Source organism: Corynebacterium kutscheri (genome assembly GCF_000980835.1).
Taxonomy (GTDB): domain Bacteria; phylum Actinomycetota; class Actinomycetes; order Mycobacteriales; family Mycobacteriaceae; genus Corynebacterium; species Corynebacterium kutscheri.
On record NZ_CP011312.1, the window covers coordinates 728,844 to 748,832 of the forward strand.

The 19,989-nt window shown below is 45.2% G+C and carries 16 protein-coding genes and 1 pseudogene; all 17 read left to right on the forward strand.

The genetic code is table 11. The annotated features are described in order from the left end of the window. Positions 1 to 186 precede the first annotated feature (186 nt). The 17 genes and pseudogenes from UL82_RS03385 to UL82_RS03465 all read left to right on the forward strand — a co-directional run bounded on the left by UL82_RS03385 (position 187) and on the right by UL82_RS03465 (position 19,855). A complete protein-coding gene (locus tag UL82_RS03385) occupies positions 187 to 981 on the forward strand; it encodes an ATP-binding cassette domain-containing protein (protein ID WP_046439013.1) in 795 nt (264 codons plus the stop codon). Beyond that, the gene (locus tag UL82_RS03390) at positions 978 to 1,583 is read left to right on the forward strand and encodes an ABC transporter permease (RefSeq protein WP_046439014.1); all 606 of its coding nucleotides are present in this window, start codon (positions 978 to 980) and stop codon (positions 1,581 to 1,583) included. The genes UL82_RS03385 and UL82_RS03390 overlap by 4 nt, the downstream gene beginning before the upstream one ends. Then, complete coding sequence (locus UL82_RS03395) at positions 1,580 to 2,224, forward strand: ABC transporter permease (RefSeq protein ID WP_046439015.1); 645 nt, start codon at positions 1,580 to 1,582, stop codon at positions 2,222 to 2,224. Before UL82_RS03390 ends, UL82_RS03395 begins: the two co-directional genes overlap by 4 nt. Before the next feature lie 90 nt (positions 2,225 to 2,314). Continuing rightward, complete coding sequence (locus UL82_RS03400) at positions 2,315 to 3,214, forward strand: glycine betaine ABC transporter substrate-binding protein (RefSeq protein WP_046439016.1); 900 nt, start codon at positions 2,315 to 2,317, stop codon at positions 3,212 to 3,214. 399 nt (positions 3,215 to 3,613) lie between these two features. Then, positions 3,614 to 6,580: an Rne/Rng family ribonuclease gene (locus tag UL82_RS03405; protein WP_083966403.1), complete on the forward strand. Its 2,967-nt coding sequence runs from the start codon at positions 3,614 to 3,616 to the stop codon at positions 6,578 to 6,580. 195 nt (positions 6,581 to 6,775) lie between these two features. After that, positions 6,776 to 7,081, forward strand: coding sequence for a 50S ribosomal protein L21 (gene rplU, locus UL82_RS03410; protein WP_046439018.1), 306 nt, complete (start codon positions 6,776 to 6,778; stop codon positions 7,079 to 7,081). 20 nt (positions 7,082 to 7,101) lie between these two features. Then, positions 7,102 to 7,356 carry a 50S ribosomal protein L27 gene (gene rpmA, locus UL82_RS03415; RefSeq protein ID WP_046439019.1) on the forward strand — a complete coding sequence of 85 codons (255 nt, stop codon included), beginning with the start codon at positions 7,102 to 7,104 and terminating at the stop codon, positions 7,354 to 7,356. Positions 7,357 to 7,461: 105 nt separating this feature from the next. After that, complete coding sequence (gene obgE, locus UL82_RS03420) at positions 7,462 to 8,988, forward strand: GTPase ObgE (RefSeq protein ID WP_046439020.1); 1,527 nt, start codon at positions 7,462 to 7,464, stop codon at positions 8,986 to 8,988. Positions 8,989 to 9,104: 116 nt separating this feature from the next. Beyond that, complete coding sequence (gene proB, locus UL82_RS03425) at positions 9,105 to 10,262, forward strand: glutamate 5-kinase (RefSeq protein ID WP_046439021.1); 1,158 nt, start codon at positions 9,105 to 9,107, stop codon at positions 10,260 to 10,262. Between the two features lie 247 nt (positions 10,263 to 10,509). After that, positions 10,510 to 11,757 carry a glutamate-5-semialdehyde dehydrogenase gene (locus UL82_RS03430; RefSeq protein WP_046439022.1) on the forward strand — a complete coding sequence of 416 codons (1,248 nt, stop codon included), beginning with the start codon at positions 10,510 to 10,512 and terminating at the stop codon, positions 11,755 to 11,757. Next, positions 11,754 to 12,350 (forward strand): nicotinate-nucleotide adenylyltransferase, encoded by a 597-nt coding sequence (nadD, locus tag UL82_RS03435; protein ID WP_046439023.1) that lies wholly within the window; start codon positions 11,754 to 11,756, stop codon positions 12,348 to 12,350. Before UL82_RS03430 ends, nadD begins: the two co-directional genes overlap by 4 nt. Positions 12,351 to 12,728: 378 nt before the next feature. Then, positions 12,729 to 14,547: pseudogene (gene nhaA / locus UL82_RS03440) on the forward strand (Na+/H+ antiporter NhaA). 531 nt (positions 14,548 to 15,078) lie between these two features. Next, positions 15,079 to 17,355 (forward strand): carbon starvation CstA family protein, encoded by a 2,277-nt coding sequence (locus tag UL82_RS03445; protein WP_046439024.1) that lies wholly within the window; start codon positions 15,079 to 15,081, stop codon positions 17,353 to 17,355. Positions 17,356 to 17,408: 53 nt separating this feature from the next. Next, positions 17,409 to 17,600, forward strand: a complete 192-nt coding sequence (locus UL82_RS03450) for a YbdD/YjiX family protein (RefSeq protein ID WP_046439025.1) — start codon at positions 17,409 to 17,411, stop codon at positions 17,598 to 17,600. 269 nt (positions 17,601 to 17,869) lie between these two features. Continuing rightward, positions 17,870 to 18,337: a ribosome silencing factor gene (rsfS, locus tag UL82_RS03455; protein WP_046441144.1), complete on the forward strand. Its 468-nt coding sequence runs from the start codon at positions 17,870 to 17,872 to the stop codon at positions 18,335 to 18,337. Between the two features lies 1 nt (position 18,338). Then, positions 18,339 to 19,049 carry a histidine phosphatase family protein gene (locus UL82_RS03460; RefSeq protein ID WP_046439026.1) on the forward strand — a complete coding sequence of 237 codons (711 nt, stop codon included), beginning with the start codon at positions 18,339 to 18,341 and terminating at the stop codon, positions 19,047 to 19,049. Positions 19,050 to 19,051: 2 nt separating this feature from the next. Beyond that, the gene (locus UL82_RS03465) at positions 19,052 to 19,855 is read left to right on the forward strand and encodes a DegV family protein (protein ID WP_046439027.1); all 804 of its coding nucleotides are present in this window, start codon (positions 19,052 to 19,054) and stop codon (positions 19,853 to 19,855) included. The last annotated feature ends 134 nt before the right edge of the window (positions 19,856 to 19,989 follow it).

Here is a 19,989-nt window from a genome sequence, read left to right on the forward strand (position 1 = left end):
ATTTAGCGCACACATAGCTTATGAAAGTGATTATCATCTCTAAAAAATTCTAGGTTGATGGGAATTGGCTGCTTACTTTGGATGGTTGAAACAAAGGTACTAGCCAAACCTATAGTTTTTGTGTGCCCTCAGTGAGATAGCGATAAGCGTCGATAAGTCATAGGTGGGAAAGGAAGCTTTGTTCTAATGATTGAATTGAAAAACGTGAGTCATTCTTATGACTCAGCTGGCGGGGTATCAGCGGTAACGGATTTTTCTTATACAATTCCTACCGGCAGTTTGACGGTATTGCTTGGATCTTCAGGATCAGGTAAATCCACTCTTTTAAATATGATCAACGCCATGATTCGGCCTACCCATGGACAAGTGCTTATCGACGGACAAGACATTGCCACCCAAAATCCGATTAATGTTCGACGAAGCATTGGCACGGTTTTACAATCACCGGGTTTATTGCCGCATAAACGCGTCATCGATAATGTGGCGTTGCCAGCGATTTTAGCCGGGCAGAATAAGACGAAAGCGCGAGAAAAAGCCCTTACCTTGATTACTCGAATGGGTCTTGATGAGTCTAGTGCTTATCGTTATCCCAGCCAGCTATCTGGCGGTCAAGCGCAGCGAGTAGGTGTTGCACGTGCACTAGCAAGTGGTGCCGAGATTTTGCTTATGGATGAGCCTTTTGGCGCTGTTGATCCGATTCAGCGCACTCAGCTGCAGATGGAGGTTAAGCGGCTGCATCAAGATTTAGGGGTCACCATTGTTTTTGTTACCCATGATGTCGATGAGGCATTTTTGCTTGCCGACGATATCGTATTGCTTAAACCTAAGGCTGAGATTGCCCAGCATGGTAGCCCACAAGAAATTATGTCTCATCCTGCTGATGATTTTGTCCGTACTTTTATGCGTCGTCAGTTGAGCCTGCGGATAGAAAACAGTGTGGTATACGACGAAAACGGTCGTGTCGTGGGGGCTATTCAGTGATTAGTTCAGTTGTTGGGGCACATATTTTGTTTACCCTCAGCGCAATGGTGCTGAGCATAGTAGTTTCTTTGCCTTTAGGCTATCTTGGGCATCGGCTTAAATTAGGTGGATCGGCGTTGCTGATTGCTGTTGGGCTGTGTTATGCCATTCCTAGTCTGCCAATGTTTATTATCGTTCCGGCTGTTTTTGGTACCGGCCTGCGTAGTCCTGCCACCATGATTATTGTGTTGAGCATTTATGGGGTGGCACTTTTGACTCGATTTGTTGCCGATGGTTTTGCCAGCGTCGATTCTATGGTGATTCGGGCAGCACAAAGTCAAGGGATGACTGCTAGGCAGCGTATTTTTAGTGTTGAACTACCATTGGCCATGCCAGTTATTATGGCTGGTATTCGCGTTATGACTGTGTCCACTGTTGGATTGGTAACCATCGGTACGCTAGTTGGTATTAGCAATATTGGTTCACTTTTTACTGATGGTTTTCAACGTGGAATCATTAGTGAAGTTTTTTTAGGAACCGTGCTCAGCGTCGGTTTGGCACTGATCCTTGATGCCATCATTGTGCTTATCGCTAAAGTCTTTATGCCATGGAGGAACGCATGAGTCTTTACGAAAGTACTATGCAGTGGTTTTTCTCTGATGCGCCAATTATGCAACGGCTTATTGAACATATTTGCTTAAGCTTTGCGGTGGTGGCTATTGCTGCGATCATTGCGCTGCCTTTAGGTATTACTGTGGGGCATCTTCAGCGCGGTGAGTTTATTATTGTCACCCTTGGTAATCTTGGGCGAGCACTGCCTACCTTGGGCTTGATTACACTTATTGGTTTATTAGTAGGAATTGGTTTAACTGCACCTTTTGTTTCCCTCGTGGTTTTAGCAATTCCACCGCTTCTCGCTGGTTCTTATTCGGCTATTGCTTCAGTAGATAAAAATGTTGTTTTTGCCTCTCAGGTTCAAGGTATGACCGTGTGGCAGGTTATTAGCAAAGTGGAGATCCCACTTGGTTGGCCGGTTATTTTTGGTGCTCTGCGTTCTGCGGTGATTCAGGTGGTTGCTACAGCTACTCTGGCAGCTTATGTAGCTGATATTGGATTGGGACGGTTTATTTTTACTGGACTAAAAACAAATGATTATGGCCAAATGATCGGTGGTTCTTTAATCGTTATTGCTCTAGCACTGGGAATGGAACTTCTTTTTGAATGTGTAGCGCTATTGCGATCAGGTTTGGGTACTCGACGCTAAATTACTGGTAATTAGAAGAACATAAAATATTTGTCAAGAATTTTAGCCACAGGGCAGCGTTTTGGGCATGCTAGGTAAGTAAGGAAAATAATGAAAAAATTTATGGCCTCAATAATAGCGATTGGTACAGCACTAGCCCTTTCTGCTTGCGGTACTCCAGAATCTTTTGGCGGAGGCGAGCTAGCTGATAGTGATACCATCGTGATTGGTTCACAGGCCTATTATTCCAATGAAATTATTGCAGCGGCCTATGCACAAGCTTTAGAAGATGCCGGCTATAAAGTAAAACGCGATTTTCGTATCGGCCAGCGTGAAGTATATATCCGCGATGTAGAATCAGGCGAGATAGACCTCTTCCCGGAATACACCGGTCCATTATTGCAATATTGGCATAACGACGTGAGCGCGCGTGAAAGCCAAGAAGTATATGAGCAATTAGTTGCCGCTGCACCGGCAGGAGTACAGGTGCTAGATCAATCACCAGCTACTGATCAAGATTCGTATGTGGTCAGTGAGCAATTTTCTCGTGAGTACTCTTTAACTAGCGCGACAGATTTAAAAAATGTGACCGTGCCACTTGTTCTTGGGGCTAATTCGGAAGCAGAATCGCGGCCTAATGGACCCCAAGGGTTGAAAAATTTTTATGGGGTAGATGTTGGTTTTACTCCCATTGAAGATTCCGGTGGGCCATTGACGGTTAAAGCATTACAAGACGGACAAGTTAATATTGCTATTTTGTATACGGCCGACCCATCGATAAGTGAAAATAACTTAACGGTGCTCAGTGATCCGGCTCATCTTTTCTTAGCATCGCATGTTGTTCCTATCGCTAGCGATGATCTTGATCAGCATGCGCAGGAAATTATCAACAAACTTTCTGCGGCATTAACCTTAGATGTTTTACTTGAGCTTAATAAGCGCAGCATTAATGATCGACTATCTGCAGAAGAAATTGCCCGTGATTGGGTAGCGATACTGTCACTTTCCTAGAGTGAAATAACTTTTTATTGACGAATGAATTTTATGTGCCCGCCTTTTGGTATAACCAAAAAGGCGGGCACGTGCTTAAAAACACAAATTTTCATATCGGACAGTTAGCTAGAAGAAAAGTTTTTACCAGCGGATAATTTTTTATTAAAAAATATTTCAGAACAGGATATAAGAGCACATATTTTATGTCTTGCGCTAAACAGCTCCGGAGTTTTATTCAGAGAAACAGTTGAGAAAATAGTCTTAGAGTAATTGTTTTCTATTGTTCTCTATCAGGGGTGGCCGATACTGACACGGTTAACTATCTGTGACACAATGGCACGTGATGTGTGTTCGCTTCCTATTTTGTATAGGGATCGCTGAACCAAAAAATATGCATCAATCTCGTGCGGCGGCTTTATGCGCCCGGGATTTACAACAAAATTAAAGGGAGTTAATACCGTGGCTACGGTTGATTACACAAAGATTCGGGAAGATATTGGAGAAAAAACCCGAGTCCATATTTTTGCTAAGCAATTAGGCATTTCTTCACGCGAACTTATGCTCATTCTCGACGAGATCGGCATTGTTCGCGTGCCTCAGTCTAATCTGCGAAAAGATGAAGCACTTGCAGCACTGAATAAGCTTGAACAGCAATTAAATGATGCCCAACCTGAGCAAAATACAGTTAAAAAAGTAGAAAAGTCGGCTAAAACTAGCCCTAAAAAGACTAAGAAAAAAGTAGTAGCGGCTAAAGCGGTTGCTACTGCTAATGGCGATACCCAAGAGGTGGCAGAAGTAGACAAAAAACTACGCCACCGGGTAGAAAAAAATGTCGAAAATGAGATCAATCAGATCGAAAGAAAAGTAGATCGAGAAGTTGTTGGCACTTTAGTGGAAAAAGAGATCCACGAGATTGAAGAAGAAGTAGATACCGAACTTGCCGGACGTATTTCTAGTCAGCCGGAACCAACAAGTGCACCACTTATCGTTGCCCCAAGCTACGATTCTATTTTTAAAGCTCCAGTTATTCTCGACGAAGATGCAGTTGATGATGACATCATAAGTGATTTCTCTGAAGACGATAAAGAAGTTGCTGACATTAAAAAGAAGCGACGCGGACGTCGTGGTACCGGCCGTGGGCGAGGCATAACTAGCCGCGAGGATGATGGCGATAGTTTTAGCGAAGATAATGAGGAAGAAGAACTCATTTCTGAGCCACGGGCAATTAGAGGATCTACCCGTTTAGAAGCACAACGTCGTCGCCGCCAAGAAATGCGCGAGGAACAGCAAAAGAAACGTCATATTGTTTCTGAAGCAGAGTTTTTGGCGCGCCGGGAATCAGTAACTCGTACCATGGTTGTGCGCGAGCGGGAGCGTTATGATCACCCAGGTGTGGTCACTCAGGTGGGCGTACTTGAAGACGATATGCTTGTTGAACACTTTGTTACCTCTGATTCGCAGTCGTCGATGGTAGGCAATATCTATCTTGGACGGGTACAAAATGTGCTACCAAGCATGGAAGCGGCCTTTATTGATATTGGACGTGGTCGCAATGCGGTACTTTATGCTGGTGAAGTTAATTGGCACAGCCATGGCTTAGGGGGACGCAACCGAAAAATTGAGCAAGCTTTAAAATCTGGCGAGCAAGTTTTGGTTCAGGTTTCTAAAGATCCACTTGGCCATAAAGGAGCACGTTTAACGACGCAAATCTCTCTGGCTGGTCGGTACCTGGTTTATGTTCCTGGTGGGCGTTCGGCTGGAATTTCTCGTAAACTTCCTGCCCCAGAACGTCACCGACTGAAGGGCATCCTGAAACGAGTAGTCCCTAGTAATGGGGGCGTTATTATTCGCACTGCTGCGGAAGGAGTCTCTGAGCAGGCTATCGCAGCTGATGTGAATCGACTACACAACCTCTGGGAACAAATTCAGCAGCGTACTGTAGAAGCTAATGCAGCTAAAGGCGCTAAGCCAGAGACACTGTATGAAGAACCAAATATGCTGGTGAAAGTTATTCGCGATCTTTTTAATGAAGATTTTTCTTCTTTGATCGTTGATGGCGAGCGAGCATGGAATACCGTGCACGCTTATATTAGTTCTGTTGCTCCAGACCTAGTTGATCGTCTAGAACACTTTGACCGAGAAAAGCATAAGGGTAAAGATGCTTTCGAGGTATATCGAGTTGATGAGCAACTGCAAAAAGCACTATCACGTAAAGTTTGGTTACCCTCTGGTGGCACCTTGGTGATTGATCGCACTGAGGCCATGACAGTTATTGATGTCAACACAGGTAAATTCACCGGTGCCGGCGGCAATCTGGAAGAAACCGTTACTAAGAATAACTTGGAAGCGGCAGAAGAAATTGTTCGTCAAATGCGTTTACGTGATCTTGGCGGCATGATTGTTGTTGACTTTATTGACATGGTGTTACCAGAAAATCAAGATCTGGTCCTGCGTCGATTAAAGGAAGCCTTAGGACGCGATCGTACCCGGCATCAAATATCTGAAGTGACCAGTCTCGGTTTGGTGCAAATAACCCGTAAGCGGCTGGGCACTGGTTTATTGGAGACATTCGCCACTGAATGCGAGCATTGCGAGGGTAGGGGAGTCATTATTCACGATGACCCTATTGAACAGCATGATCCAGAGGCAAAGGCACGTAAACGTGGAGTACGGCATCAAGTACCAACTGAGCATCCAGTAGCGATAGCTAGAAAAACTCGTGAGCGTAGCCTAGAAGATCTTGCTGCATCTGTGGTGCTGCAAGAGAATTCGGTTCTGGAAGAATCCGAAGAACCGAAAGAGACTTCTGCTTTCGTAGCAGAAAAGGAAGCAGAAGATACCCCGTCGCGCTCGGATAGTTCAAAAACCCGATCACGTCGCCGCTCGCATCGAGTGAATCGAAACAAAGAAGCTATGTCTGATTCAACAGATATTGCTGCAATGACCGATATTGTTGATAGCGCAGTAGAACGTGCTGAGCAACAAGATCCGGATGATATTTCTTTTGCTCAGACTTATGATGAAGCAATTGCGGAGTTTGAGGCTTCGCCGCGTCGTAAGCGAAAGGTACGCGGAAATTCAGCTTCGGATCACCGTCCAGAAAAAGCTGATTTTGAGATTCAATCAAAACCGTCGATAGAAGATGTCGCACAGCATAGTGGCGAGCAAGAAGAAAATGATACATCTGATACCATTGCTGATGCACCGAAAGTGAGTGCAACACGACGCAGACGGCGTCGAGCTGTACGTGTTGCTGAACATGCAAAAATAAATAAGCAAACCCAGGTTTCTCATGATTCTTCCCGTTCGTCTGTTACAAAAGAGAACGTAAGTGGTTCACGAGCTTCTAAACGGCGGCGCCGTGTTGTTCGGAGACGGGGTTAAAATTGCTTTGTCCAGAATGAATGATGTAGTCTTGGACAGTCGTTGCAGTGGGACTTCCCATATGCACACTTCGGTATGGCGCTTATTTGGGTGCTGGCCTTGGCGGTAACGCTTTTTTAGAGGTACCGAATACAACATTGCACGTTTAATTCAGCAGATTAGCTGAACCGAGTTGAGATAAGGGGTAGCCCTCGTATGTACGCGATCGTCAAGACCGGCGGAAAGCAGTACAAGGTTGCTGAAGGTGACCTCGTCAAGGTCGAGAAGATCGAGGGTGAGCCAGGTTCGTCCGTGGCTCTCACCCCGATCCTGCTCGTCGATGGCGCAAAAGTTACCACCGATGCTGACGCCCTTGCTAAGGTAGCTGTCAACGTCGAGATCGTCGAGCACGTTAAAGGCCCGAAGATCAAGATCCTGAAGTACAAGAACAAGACCGGCTATAAGAAGCGCCAGGGTCACCGTCAGAAGCTGACTGTGGTCAAGGTCACCGGCATTAAGTAAATAAAGGGAGGGAAACCGACATGGCACATAAGAAGGGTGCATCTAGCTCCAGCAACGGTCGTGATTCCGAGGCAAAACGCCTAGGCGTTAAGCGCTTTGGCGGCCAGCAGGTTTCTGCTGGTGAAATTCTAGTTCGCCAGCGTGGCACCAAGTTCCACCCAGGTGAGAACGTTGGCCGTGGCGGCGACGATACCTTGTTTGCTCTTAAGGCAGGCGAGGTGGAGTTCACCATCAAGCGCAACCGTCGTACAGTTAATATCGTCCCAGCTGCGTAAAATAACTGTCATGCTGGTATAACAGCATCATGTACCCGCGAGCACTTAAACTATTTAAGTACCTCGCGGGTTTTGTGTTTTTATCTTCTGAAGAAAGGTTCAACCATGTCACGTTTTATTGACCGAGTGGTTTTGCATCTATCGGCCGGTGACGGCGGCAATGGTTGCTCATCGATTCATCGCGAGAAATTCAAACCCTTAGGCGGGCCAGATGGTGGTAATGGTGGGCACGGCGGCGATATTATTCTAGAAGTATCACCGCAAGTACACACATTGCTTGATCTGCATTATCGACCACATATTAAGGCACAGCGCGGCAGTAATGGCTCTGGTGACCATCGAAATGGTGCGCGTGGCGAGGATTTGGTGTTAGAAGTACCTGCAGGAACAGTTGTTATTAACGAAGCCGGGGAAACACTTGCCGATCTAACCCATGTTGGTATGCGATTTGTTGCTGCCCAAGGTGGAGTTGGCGGACTTGGTAATGCAGCCTTAGCCTCTGCAGCACGCAAAGCACCGGGTTTTGCACTGAAAGGAGAGCCTGGCGAGGAACACGATATTATTTTAGAGCTTAAGTCTATGGCAGATGTGGGTCTGGTTGGTTTTCCTAGTGCCGGTAAATCGTCTCTCATCTCGGTGCTCTCGGCGGCAAAACCTAAGATTGGCGATTATCCTTTCACTACTTTACAACCCAACCTAGGTGTGGTTGAGGTTGGCCATGAGACGTTCACGATCGCTGATGTTCCAGGTCTTATTCCTGGTGCATCTGAAGGCAAGGGCTTAGGGCTAGATTTTTTGCGTCATATTGAGCGCACCGCGGTACTTGTACATGTGGTTGATACCGCAACATTTGAGCCTGGACGCGATCCAATAAGTGATATTGAAGCCTTGGAAAATGAGCTAGCAGCATATCAATCAGTTCTTGATGGCGATGTAGGGCTAGGTGATCTAGCAGAGCGTCCTCGTATTATTGTGCTGAATAAGGCAGATGTCCCTGAGGCCGAAGAGCTTGCTGAGTTTGTTCGTGAAGACCTAGAAAAGCAGTTTGGCTGGCCAGTATTTATTATTTCTGCGGTAGCACGTAAAGGATTGCAGCCGCTGCAATATAAATTATTAGAGGTTGTTCAGGCCGCACGCAAAGCACGTCCGAAGAATAAAACAGAAACTGTTACCGTGGTGCGCCCACAAGCAGTCAAGGATCGTCGTAAAGCTAAGGGGATTGATTTTGATATTATCCCTGATGGTGAAGGTAACTTCTTGGTTACGGGTGAAAAGCCACAACGCTGGATTATTCAGACTGATTTTGAAAATGATGAGGCCGTTGGCTATTTAGCTGACCGACTTAATCGATTAGGCGTAGAAGATGCTCTGTTTAAAGCCGGGGCAAAAGCAGGCTGTACGGTAACCATCGGTGAGATTAGTTTTGAATGGGAGCCAATGACTGCAGCTGGTGTGGATCCAACGCTGACTGGACGTGGCACTGATATTCGTTTGGATCACACGACGCGCAAATCTTCTGCTGAACGTAAACGTGAAAGCCAAGTGCGTCGCGGTTTATTGGATGAGTATGACTATGGCAATGATCCGATTCTTACCCGAGAAACTGCTAATGAACAGCGCTGGCAAGGCTAACTAGATTGCGTTAAACCCCATGATCTTTTACCGCATCTTGGGGTTTAATGTGATTGAATCAGTGTGAGGTTTTAAAATACCGTTAAGTTTTACGTTCATCAGAAATAGGCAAGGGTATGGTTAATAGGGAAGATAAATCTGGTATCTTTGCCAGTCCAATAGTGCCAAGCGCTAGAGAACGTATCCGAAAGGCTCGCCGTTTGGTGGTAAAAATTGGTTCTTCGTCCTTAACTGATGAACATTTTGCGGTGGATACCCAAAAAATCGATGCCTTAGCCGGTGCCATAGCAACTCGTATTTTTGCTGGTAGTGAAGTTATCGTAGTGAGTTCTGGTTCTATTGCTGCTGGTATGGGACCACTAGGGCTTAGCCAGCGTCCGAGCGATTTAGCAACCAAACAAGCAGCTGCTTCCGTAGGACAGGTGCACCTTGCACATGCGTGGGGTCAAAGTTTTGCTCGCTATAATCTCAACATTGGTCAAGTTTTGTTGACTGCTTTAGATGCAGGTCGTCGTGATCGTGCGCGCAATGCTCAGCGCACTATTGATCGGCTTGTACAGCTAGGGGTGGTGCCGGTGATTAATGAGAATGACACAGTGGCAACTACCGGTATGCATTTTGGTGATAATGATCGATTATCTGCGTTGGTTGCACATTTAGTTTGTGCCGATGGATTGGTTTTATTAAGTGATGTCGATGGGCTTTATGATCGCAACCCTGCAGAAAAAGATGCGGTATTAATTAGCCAAGTGCTTAATGATAATGATTTAACCGGTGTCCAAGCAGGTGATGGCGGCGCAGTAGGAACCGGTGGTATGGCTGCTAAGTTAAGTGCAGCACGACTGGCATCACGCGGGGGCGTGCCAGTTCTTGTTACCTCAGCAGATAATATCGCACCCGCATTGGGCAATGCTGAGGTGGGTACAGTTTTTGAGCCTAAAGAAGATCGTCTTTCGGCATGGAAATTCTGGGTGCTCTATACTGCCGATGTTGCTGGTGTCTTGCGTATCGACGCTGGCGCAGTCGCTGCGGTTACTGCTGGAGGCAATTCATTATTAGCCGTCGGAATTACTGAGGTGCATGGTGACTTTCAGGCCGGTGAAATCGTCGAGATCCGAGGACCTAAGGGTGAGGTTATCGGACGTGGTGAAGTATCTTTTGATTCTGCAACTTTAACAACCATGTTGGGTAAAAAGTCTGAAGAGCTTCCTATATCGCAGCGGCGAGCCGTAGTACATGCCGACTATTTATCTAATTTTGCTTCTCGAGCATAGAAATTGTGTGAGTGTGACTGACTGTTTTCTCACTGAGTTGTTTCTTTTTTAGAATCTGGACTTCGCGCTAGACTGGGAAAACTTAAGTTGCATCGGATAGATTGAGCGAATAAACACTGCGCAAGAAGCATTAAGCGCTCATTGTGTTGTTCTTTTTTCGTCGGTTGTTTTTGAGATCATACTTAGCGGTTAACACTGTTGGTATTACCTATTTGTTAGCGAATATATCGGTTATTCAGGGAGAACTATGTCACAGGTACTTGCTCAACTCGCGGCGGCACGCGAAGTAGCTCCGCTAGTAGCACGTCTTTCTACTGAACAAAAGAACGCGCTGCTTTATGCTGCTGCTGATGCATTAGTAGCTGATAGTGATGAAATTATTCAGGCCAACCAGATTGATATTCGCAACGGCCGCATAGCTGGTTTCAATGATTCTTTGCTGGATCGGTTAGCACTTGATGAAGCTCGTATTGCCGGCATGGCTCAGGGTTTGCGTCAAGTTGCTGGGTTAAAAGATCCGATCGGGGAGATTACTCAAGGATCGATTATGCATAATGGGATCCAAATGCGGCAGGTACGTGTTCCTCTTGGTGTGATGGGAATGGTTTATGAGGCGCGTCCTAATGTAACTATTGATGCTTTTGGCCTGGCACTAAAATCGGGCAATGTTGCCGTCTTACGTGGATCCCATAATGCGCGTAATAGTAATGAGCAACTTGTCGCAATTTTGCATAAAGTGCTTTACCAGCATGATCTTCCGGTAGAGTTTGTGCAGCTTTTAGCTAGTGATACCCGTGAGAGCGTGCACGAACTTATTACAGCTCGCGGGCTTGTTGATGTGGTTATTCCGCGAGGTGGGGCAGGGTTGATTGAAACTGTTGTTACCCATGCGACCGTACCTACTATTGAAACTGGTACTGGGAATTGCCATTTTTATATTGATCGCGATGTTAGTGATATCCAACAAGCTATTGCCATGGTGATTAATGGTAAAACGCGTCGACCAAGTGTATGTAACGCCACTGAGACTTTGCTTATCGACGCTGCACTTCCGCTGCAGCAACGCCACCAGGTGCTGAGTGCGCTGGATGATGCTGGGGTGCGTATTCATGGTGATGCACAGGAATTGGACTGGCCGCAGGTAATTCCTGCCGAAGAATCGGATTGGCAAGAAGAGTATTTATCTCTTGATATTGCAGTAAAAATTGTTGCTGGTATCGATGAGGCTTTGGTACATATTCGTCGTTATTCGACGGGGCATACTGAAGCCATTGCCACTGGAAATATTCTTACTGCACAACGGTTTGCTGATGAGGTGGATGCTGCAGCGGTAATGATTAACGCGTCAACTGCTTTTACCGATGGGGAACAATACGGCATGGGAGCAGAGATAGGTATCTCGACCCAGAAGTTACATGCGCGCGGGCCTATGTCGTTGCCAGAACTTACTACCACAAAGTGGATTTTGCATGGTACTGGGCAGGTTCGCCCATGAGTCGTCGAATTGGGGTTATGGGTGGCACTTTTGATCCGATTCATCATGGGCATTTGGTGGCAGCAAGTGAAGTTGCGGCTCGTTTTGCTCTTGATGAGGTTATTTTCGTTCCCACCGGTCAATCGTGGCAAAAAGAGGATCGTTTTGTCACTCCGAAAGAAGATCGTTATCTTATGACCGTGATTGCTACTGCGTCGAATCCACGTTTTAGCGTATCCCGAGTAGATATTGATCGTCCAGGTGCTACTTATACCATCGATACATTGCAGGAATTACATCAGCAGTTTCCAGATGATGAATTGTTTTTTATCACCGGTGCAGATGCTTTAAGTTCCATTTTGAGTTGGCACCAGTGGGAAGAACTTTTTTCTTTGGCTACCTTCGTTGGTGTGACTCGCCCTGGTTATGAGCTAAGTGAAGATTTTTTACCAGTTCAACACCAAAAACGAGTGGAACTTATTGAAATTCCAGCAATGGCAATTTCTTCTACGAGTTGTAGGCAGCGAGTTCGGCAAGGAATGCCGGTATGGTATCTCGTTCCTGATGGAGTGGTGCAGTATATAGCCAAACGCCAGCTCTATGATGAGATATAAACGTGGTATGAAAATATTTTAAGTAGTACGAAGCAAGCTAATTTTAAAGACTTAACATATAAGCAATTTTTATCACTTCATTATTGAGAATAATTGCTCACTGTTTAGAACGCGCTTCTAATTTTTACTGCCTTTATATATAAGGTCAGTGTATCTTTTGTGAGCTTATAGTAGGTTTTATATTTTTATTGCTTTTGATAAATGATTTTGCATTGTTATTTTCTTCATCGTTTTCATTGTTGATAAGACAAACTAAATATTTTACATATTCGTTATATGGAATTATTTAAATTGATATAACCGTTGTTTAAACTATACTTCTTTGCGGTGACCACCATTCGATTTGACCGTAATGACCAACTTCTTGATCGGTACTTAGTGCGAAGAGCAAGAAGACGCCGTTTTCTCACCAACGAAACCTACGCCGCTTTTGCCCTAATATTCGCCACGATATTCGCTATCATTTGGGTAAATACTGGCGATAGCTATTCACATTTTTGGCACATTGAAGCTGGCTTTTCGCTTGGTTCTCTTGACTTCCACCTGACTTTGCATGAATGGGTGGACGAAGGCATCATGGCTGCTTTCTTTTTTATGGTTGGCCTTGATGTGCGCCGTGATCTTACCACGGTGAACTCCGTCATCCGAGCCAGGCCGTGCTGCCAATGGCCGCAGCTATTGGTGGGCTAGTAGTTCCTGCCTTGGTTTTCCTTTTTATTACTGCCGGGCAAGATTACTCTTCTGCCTGGGGATCAGTTATCTCTACTGATACCGCCTTTGCACTAGGAATGCTTGCTCTAATCGGGCCAAGAAATGCGCCGCGGTTACGTGCTTTTCTCTTAGCCTTTGCTGTTATCGATGATATCGGTGCTTTAGGTGTGATCGCTATTTTTATACTGATCAACTTAACTTGGTTGCACTTAGCCTTGTTGGCCTAGGATTAGCTGCAACTTGGTTGTTAACACGTATGCATGTATGGCGGGTATTCCCATATTTACTATTAGCAGTTTTTACTTGGGCAGCCATGTATTTTGCTGGTGTGCATGCAACCTTAGCCGGTGTGCTACTCGCTTTGATTATGCCAGTGACGATGCCACACGAATATTATGTGGGCAATGTGAAACGGTTACTAGATTTATATAAGCAAGCGCCAGCAGCCAGTGTTGCAGCTGTTGCTCGCGATGCTCTTTCCCATGCGCTACCAATTAATCAACGGCTTTCTTATCTGCTTCCACCTTATGTTAATTATTTCGTAGTTCCATTGTTTGCTTTGGCAAACGCGGGTGTCACCATTTCCGCAGAGACTTTAAGTAGTACTTTTAGTTCGAAACTTTTTTGGGGTGTTATTGCTGGTTTGGTGATTGGCAAATTAGTTGGGGTGTTTTTAGGCGCTGTTTTAGTGCTGCAGTTCTTACCTGCTAGCCGTCTGCCAGGTCTAGATATGCCTCGCATTGCCGGTGTCGCCGCTCTTTCAGGTATGGGCTTTACTATCTCGCTGTTGGTGGCAAACCTCGCCCTTGATGATCAAACCCTTAATGCTCAAGCAAGTGCTGGTGTGCTACTAGCTTCATTATTGGCTTTTGCACTTGCTTCTCTTATCTTTAAGATTGGCGACAAGGTATCGCCACTTTCAGTACCAGATGGTGAAGTACTACCGCGCGGCTTTAATGCTGAAGTAGATCATTATGTTGGTAAAAAGGAAGCACCCATCCATTTCGTGGTGTACAACAATTTCTCTTATCCCGGCCGATACCGCCTAGCTGATGCTCTTCATCGAGCAATTGAAATTGCTGGTAAAGATGATCGAGTTAGTTATACCTGTCGATATATGGTTAGCGATGAAATTGGTCAGTATATCGCTGGGTGTTTAGAATACGCCGATACTGAAGGAAAGTATTGGGAATTCCATAACCGTATTGTTGAAGTTAGCGGTGAGCTTGATGTTGATGCACTCGAAGATATCGCTAAAGAAACCGGCATTGATGTTAAAAAGATGAAAGCAGAAGTTGGTTCTGGAAAATTTGATGCTCGAATTCATTATGACCAGATAGATGTTCCTAAAGATTATGAATCGATGGAACCTATTATGTTCTTACAGGGTAAGCGAGTTCATCATTTGATTAACGATTGGTCTATTGCTCAGCGAGTTCGGGATGAAATTGAGAAATTGGATTCTCTGGTTACCGAAGCTAAGTAACTAGATCCTTTCAACGCGTTTTAAGCGATGGTGTTTTATCGGAAGTCGGTAAAACACCATCGCTTAAGTTTTTTGAGGGTTAAGCCGAGCGCGTATATACCTTCTGTGTATAAGCAGAGATTAATGCCGAAAAGCCGGATCATTCCTTGTTTATAAAGATGTTTTGTTTTTATCTGTTGGGTAGCTATGGGGTGTTATTTATCTGACTTTAAGGGGTAACGCAATGGGGGGATTGCGCATATTTTGGCGAAAAGTGGGTGATTAATTTACAACACATGTTAAAGCTTTAGTGAGGGAAGTTACTGCTGGTTTTTTGTGGGAAAAGTTGGGTTAATGTAGTTTTATTTGGTTTCTTTTAAGAAAACTATTAAATAATTTCTGTCAAATTTATGTAAAAATGGGAGAAAAGTTTATAAAAACTGTAAAAATATTTACTAGATTGCATTATATTTTCTATTGATTTCCTAGATGTTTTTTCTTGTCCCAGGTAATTTAAGTGCTACACGTACATCAATTTCTCTAGGACAAACTATGAGTGAATCTGTAAAGGCTGCGGAGCCAATTGAAGATGGTCGCCCGCAAGCATATGTTGATCCAGAAGTTTTGGATAAAGAACAGCGCGATTGGACACCCAAAAAAATAGCGCTATGGGTCGCTATTTCTCTATTGGGTGCAGTGAGCTGGTGGATGATTGCTATTGTGCGCGGTGAAACTGTCAACGGCATTTGGTTTGTATTTGCTGCCGTATGTTCGTACCTTATTGGCTATCGTTTCTATTCGCGATTTATTGAAGCAAAACTGGCTGAGCCAGACGATCGCCGTGCCACCCCGGCGGAATACGATGCTGATGGTAAAGACTATGCGGCAACTGATCGTCGGGTGCTTTATGGGCACCACTTTGCAGCCATTGCTGGTGCAGGTCCTTTAGTTGGTCCAGTGCTTGCTGCACAGATGGGATTCTTGCCTGGCACAATTTGGATTATTGTCGGTGTTATTTTTGCCGGTGCAGTACAAGATTACTTGGTACTTTTCTTCTCTATGCGCCGAGGTGGCAGGTCATTAGGACAGATGGCCAAAGAAGAACTTGGCACTATTGGTGGCTACGCTGCGATTCTGGCAACCCTAGCAATCATGATTATCATTACTGCGATTCTCGCGCTTGTGGTGGTTAATGCGCTAGGCGAATCACCTTGGGGTGTTTTCTCTGTCGGTATGACTATTCCTATTGCCTTGTTCATGGGCGTATATTTGCGCTATCTACGCCCTGGAAAAGTGGGCGAAGTATCAATTATCGGTTTTATCCTTTTGATGTTGGCGATTATCTCTGGTGGTTGGGTTGCCGAAACATCGTGGGGTATCGAACACCTTACCCTTGACCGGGTAACCCTTGCCTGGGCAGTGATTATTTATGGTTTTGTGGCAGCTATTTTGCCAGTGTGGTTGCTGCTAGCACCACGTGATTACCTTTCTACCTTCATGAAGGTAGGCACTATTGTTCTATTGGCAGTTGGCATTGTTGTTGTTCGCCCAGAAATCTCGGTTCCTGCCTTTTCGGAATTTGCTTCGCGATCTGACGGTCCGGTTTGGTCTGGCTCGCTTTTCCCATTCCTCTTTGTCACCATTGCTTGCGGCGCCCTTTCTGGTTTCCATGCGCTGATCGCTTCTGGTACGACCCCAAAGATGGTGGAAAAAGAACGCCAAACTCGTTTTATCGGTTATGGTGGCATGCTGATGGAATCCTTCGTCGCTATTATGGCACTGGTTGCAGCAATTACTGTTGATCGCGGTATCTACTTTGCGATGAACTCCGGTGCAGGCGCTACCGGGGGAACCGTAGAAGGCGCGGTTGCCTTTGTTAACTCACTCGGTTTAGCTGGAGTAAACGTTACTCCAGAATTACTTACCGAAACCGCTACCAATGTTGGTGAGCACAGCATTGTTTCACGTACTGGTGGTGCGCCCACTTTGGCAGTAGGCATGGCCGGAATTATGCACGATATGATGCCAGCATTTGATTTGATGAGCTTTTGGTATCACTTCGCCATTATGTTTGAGGCATTATTTATTTTGACTGCCGTTGATGCTGGTACCCGTGTGGCACGTTTTATGCTTTCTGATACCTTGGGCAATTTCTACCCACGTTTCCGTGATCATAATTGGCGTCTGGGTGCTTGGATTACTACTGCTGTGATGGTTGCTGGTTGGGGCGGAATTCTTATTCTTGGTGTGACCGATCCACTTGGCGGTATTAATACCTTCTATCCATTATTTGGCATTGCCAACCAGTTATTGGCTGCAGTTGCTTTGGCTGTGTGTTTAGCCATTGCTGCAAATAAGCGTAAGTTTAAATATTTATGGATTATCGCTGTTCCGCTGGTCTTTGACCTGGTTGTGACTGTTGTTGGCTCGTGGCAAAAGATCTTTAGCAGTAATCCAAAGGTGGGCTACTGGGCTAACCACAATGCATATAAGACAGCGCTAGAGTCCGGTGCTGAATCCTTTGGTGCCGCTCGCTCGGTAGCAGAAATTGAGGCAGTGGTACGCAATACTTTTGTTCAGGGAAGTTTGTCGATTGTTTTCGTTGTCTTGACTTTGGTTGTGGTAGCCATGGCTCTTGTTGAGGTTATTCGAGCCTGGCAAGGACACGAAAAACAATCCCATGAGAACCCGTATATTGAATCGAAGCTTTATGCTCCTTCCGGTATGACCGGAACTCGTGCAGAGCGTGCTTTAGAGGCAGAGTGGAAAGAATTTTATAAGAAACATCCTGAAGAAATTATTGGATCTGCTGGGCATAGTGGACATTAATTATTGCGGTGATAAATTCGAGAAATATTTGGAAATAAAGGTGGTGTAAAAACGTGGATACCCTAAAAGGATTTTTCAATAAGGTGACCTGGTACGTTGATGGAGTACTTGGTGCTGATAAGTACCAAAAGTATCTCGCTTATCATCGTCAAAGTGGTTGTACTCAGCCGCCTATGACTGAGCGCGAATTCTGGCGCGATCACACTGATCGAATGGAAAAGAACCCAGGAACACGTTGTTGCTAGCCTAGTTGTGCACTGCCTGATAAGAGAGCTTTCTAAAAATAGTGAAAGCTCTCTTATTGTTTTATGTATTGGTGAAAATAGACGTCTTTTACTCTGTGTGGAATATATTTTCGTCGAAAAGCTTTTTATGACGCATGATTAGTATGGGTCGAGTTTTTTGTTTCCCATCCTCAGTTAGTTCCTAGATAAGAAACTATGGGAGAATGGGCGACTAGAAAAGAATTAATGTCATCATTGTGATGAGCAATGCTACTGAAGGAATTAAAAATATGAGTGCAAGCACTGACACTATTCGCCTTGCGCAGATAGCAGCACAGGCCGCTAGTGAGAAAAAAGCTACGAATATTGCTGTCCTAGATGTTTCTGATGTGATGGCAATCTCTGAGATTTTTGTTTTGGCATCGGCAGATAATGAGCGTCAGGTACGCGCTATCGTCGAGGAAATTGAAGATAAGCTTACTGAGCAAAATGAGGAACCTAAGCGACGCGAAGGCAACCGTGAAAACCGCTGGGTGTTGCTTGACTACGGCATGCTCATTGTCCATATTCAGCGCAATACCGAACGTGATTTCTACGGTTTAGATCGACTTTATCGTGATTGCCCGCTTATCGAAGTCGAAGGTATCGAGACTATGGTGCGTCCTAGTGAATGGGCAGAAGATATTGATGTGCGCCAGGTAGAAAGTCTAGATGATATTCCATTAGCTGATCCAGAGCCAGAGGAAGAGGAGTTTTAAGGTGACCCGCCGTCTCATTCTGTTACGTCATGGGCAGACTGAGTACAATGCCACCCGGCGTATGCAAGGACATCTTGATACTCAGTTATCTGATCTTGGTCTAGAGCAAGCTAAAACAGCGGCTCGTTATCTTGCAACCCAAAATATTACTAAGATTGTTTCTTCTGACCTGCGTCGTGCCCAAGATACTGCAATGATCATTGCGGAAAAATTGGGGTTAGATATTTCTTTTGATTCACGACTTAGGGAAACACACTTAGGCGAATGGCAAGCTAAAACTCATGAGGAAGTAGATACGGCATATCCTGGGGCGCGAGCTTTTTGGCGGGAAAACCCTACTTGGGCTCCTCCAGGAGGAGAGTCACGGATAGATGTTGCTCAACGTTCTAGCCAGGTAGTTGACGAGTTTATGCGACACTATGCCAACTGGGATGATGCAACTGTTTTATTTGTTTCCCATGGTGGAACAATTAGCGCGCTAACTGCTCGTCTACTGAATTTAGAAACACATCATTATTCTGTGTTTTCTGGATTAGGAAATACTGCCTGGGCGCAGCTGATTGCTCGCCCACGTTCTTTACAGGCACTTACTTATCCTGGCGAGAGAAAACAAACTGAATCTTATTTAGAGTCAGATTTTCTTATCGACGATGAAGTGCGGTGGTACTTAGAAGGCTGGAATCAGACAGCCAGTATTGATCGAGAGAGCTGATAATGGCTGTACGCATCGTTACTGATTCTTCAGCAGGTTTGCCTTCTGACATTGTCCGTGACCTTGACATCACCGTTGTTGACCTGCACATCTTAGAGACTGAAGGCGAGCAATCTACTTCGGGCTTAACTGCGCTAGAACTTGCTGCTGCATATGCGCGTCAACTTGAACGTGGTGGCGATGAGGGAGTAGTTGCTTTACATCTTTCTAAGGAGCTGAGCTCTACTTGGTCAGCGGCGGTAGCTGCTTCAGCAGTATTTGACGAGAAAGTTGTGGTAATTGATACCTCAACGGTAGGAATGGCAATAGGTGCTGCAGCAATGGCTGCTGCAAGTATTGCTAAAGACGGGGCGAGTTTTGCTGATTGCGTGGCTTTAGCTAAAGCCACTTTAGAACGTTCTGAAACCTGGTTGTATTTACATCGGGTAGAAGAGATGCGTCGTTCAGGCCGGATTTCTACCACAACCGCAATGTGGTCAACCACCTTGGCTACTAAGCCAATTATGCACTTAGTTGATGGTCGGATCGAGTTAGCGTTAAAGACGCGCACTCAATCCAGAGCATTTTTAAAACTAGTTGAGGTTATTTCTAAGCGTGCCGGAGATAAACCAGCTTTTGTAGCTATTCAGCATAATCAAGCGTTAGAAGCGGCACGCACTTTGGAAGAGCAATTGCGAGAAAATCTTGCTGCGGGATCAAGTTTAATGATTACTGAAATGGAAAAAACTCTCGCTATTCACTCTGGTGCTGGCGCGGTAGGAGTTTCTGCAGTATTCCAAGAATTAGATACTGAAAGTAAAGCGTAAAAAGACCATAATTTTTTTATTTTGCCGCAGGGGGATAACCCATGCGGCAGCTTGTTTTCTACCTCTAGTCGGCTCAATTGTCACATTTCACCGGTTTTGAACTCATTTTAGTAATGAGTTATCCACATTTTTAC

What these genes read in the sequence shown, in the direction of transcription:
- UL82_RS03405 (WP_083966403.1), top strand. Translation starts at nt 3,614, where the DNA reads ATGCGCCCGGGATTTACAACAAAATTAAAGGGAGTTAATACCGTGGCT.
- rsfS (WP_046441144.1), top strand. Translation starts at nt 17,870, where the DNA reads ATGAGTGCAAGCACTGACACTATTCGCCTTGCGCAGATAGCAGCACAG.
- UL82_RS03385 (WP_046439013.1), top strand. Translation starts at nt 187, where the DNA reads ATGATTGAATTGAAAAACGTGAGTCATTCTTATGACTCAGCTGGCGGG.
- obgE (WP_046439020.1), top strand. Translation starts at nt 7,462, where the DNA reads ATGTCACGTTTTATTGACCGAGTGGTTTTGCATCTATCGGCCGGTGAC.
- rpmA (WP_046439019.1), top strand. Translation starts at nt 7,102, where the DNA reads ATGGCACATAAGAAGGGTGCATCTAGCTCCAGCAACGGTCGTGATTCC.
- proB (WP_046439021.1), top strand. Translation starts at nt 9,105, where the DNA reads ATGGTTAATAGGGAAGATAAATCTGGTATCTTTGCCAGTCCAATAGTG.
- UL82_RS03430 (WP_046439022.1), top strand. Translation starts at nt 10,510, where the DNA reads ATGTCACAGGTACTTGCTCAACTCGCGGCGGCACGCGAAGTAGCTCCG.
- UL82_RS03400 (WP_046439016.1), top strand. Translation starts at nt 2,315, where the DNA reads ATGAAAAAATTTATGGCCTCAATAATAGCGATTGGTACAGCACTAGCC.
- rplU (WP_046439018.1), top strand. Translation starts at nt 6,776, where the DNA reads ATGTACGCGATCGTCAAGACCGGCGGAAAGCAGTACAAGGTTGCTGAA.
- nadD (WP_046439023.1), top strand. Translation starts at nt 11,754, where the DNA reads ATGAGTCGTCGAATTGGGGTTATGGGTGGCACTTTTGATCCGATTCAT.
- UL82_RS03465 (WP_046439027.1), top strand. Translation starts at nt 19,052, where the DNA reads ATGGCTGTACGCATCGTTACTGATTCTTCAGCAGGTTTGCCTTCTGAC.
- UL82_RS03395 (WP_046439015.1), top strand. Translation starts at nt 1,580, where the DNA reads ATGAGTCTTTACGAAAGTACTATGCAGTGGTTTTTCTCTGATGCGCCA.
- UL82_RS03445 (WP_046439024.1), top strand. Translation starts at nt 15,079, where the DNA reads ATGAGTGAATCTGTAAAGGCTGCGGAGCCAATTGAAGATGGTCGCCCG.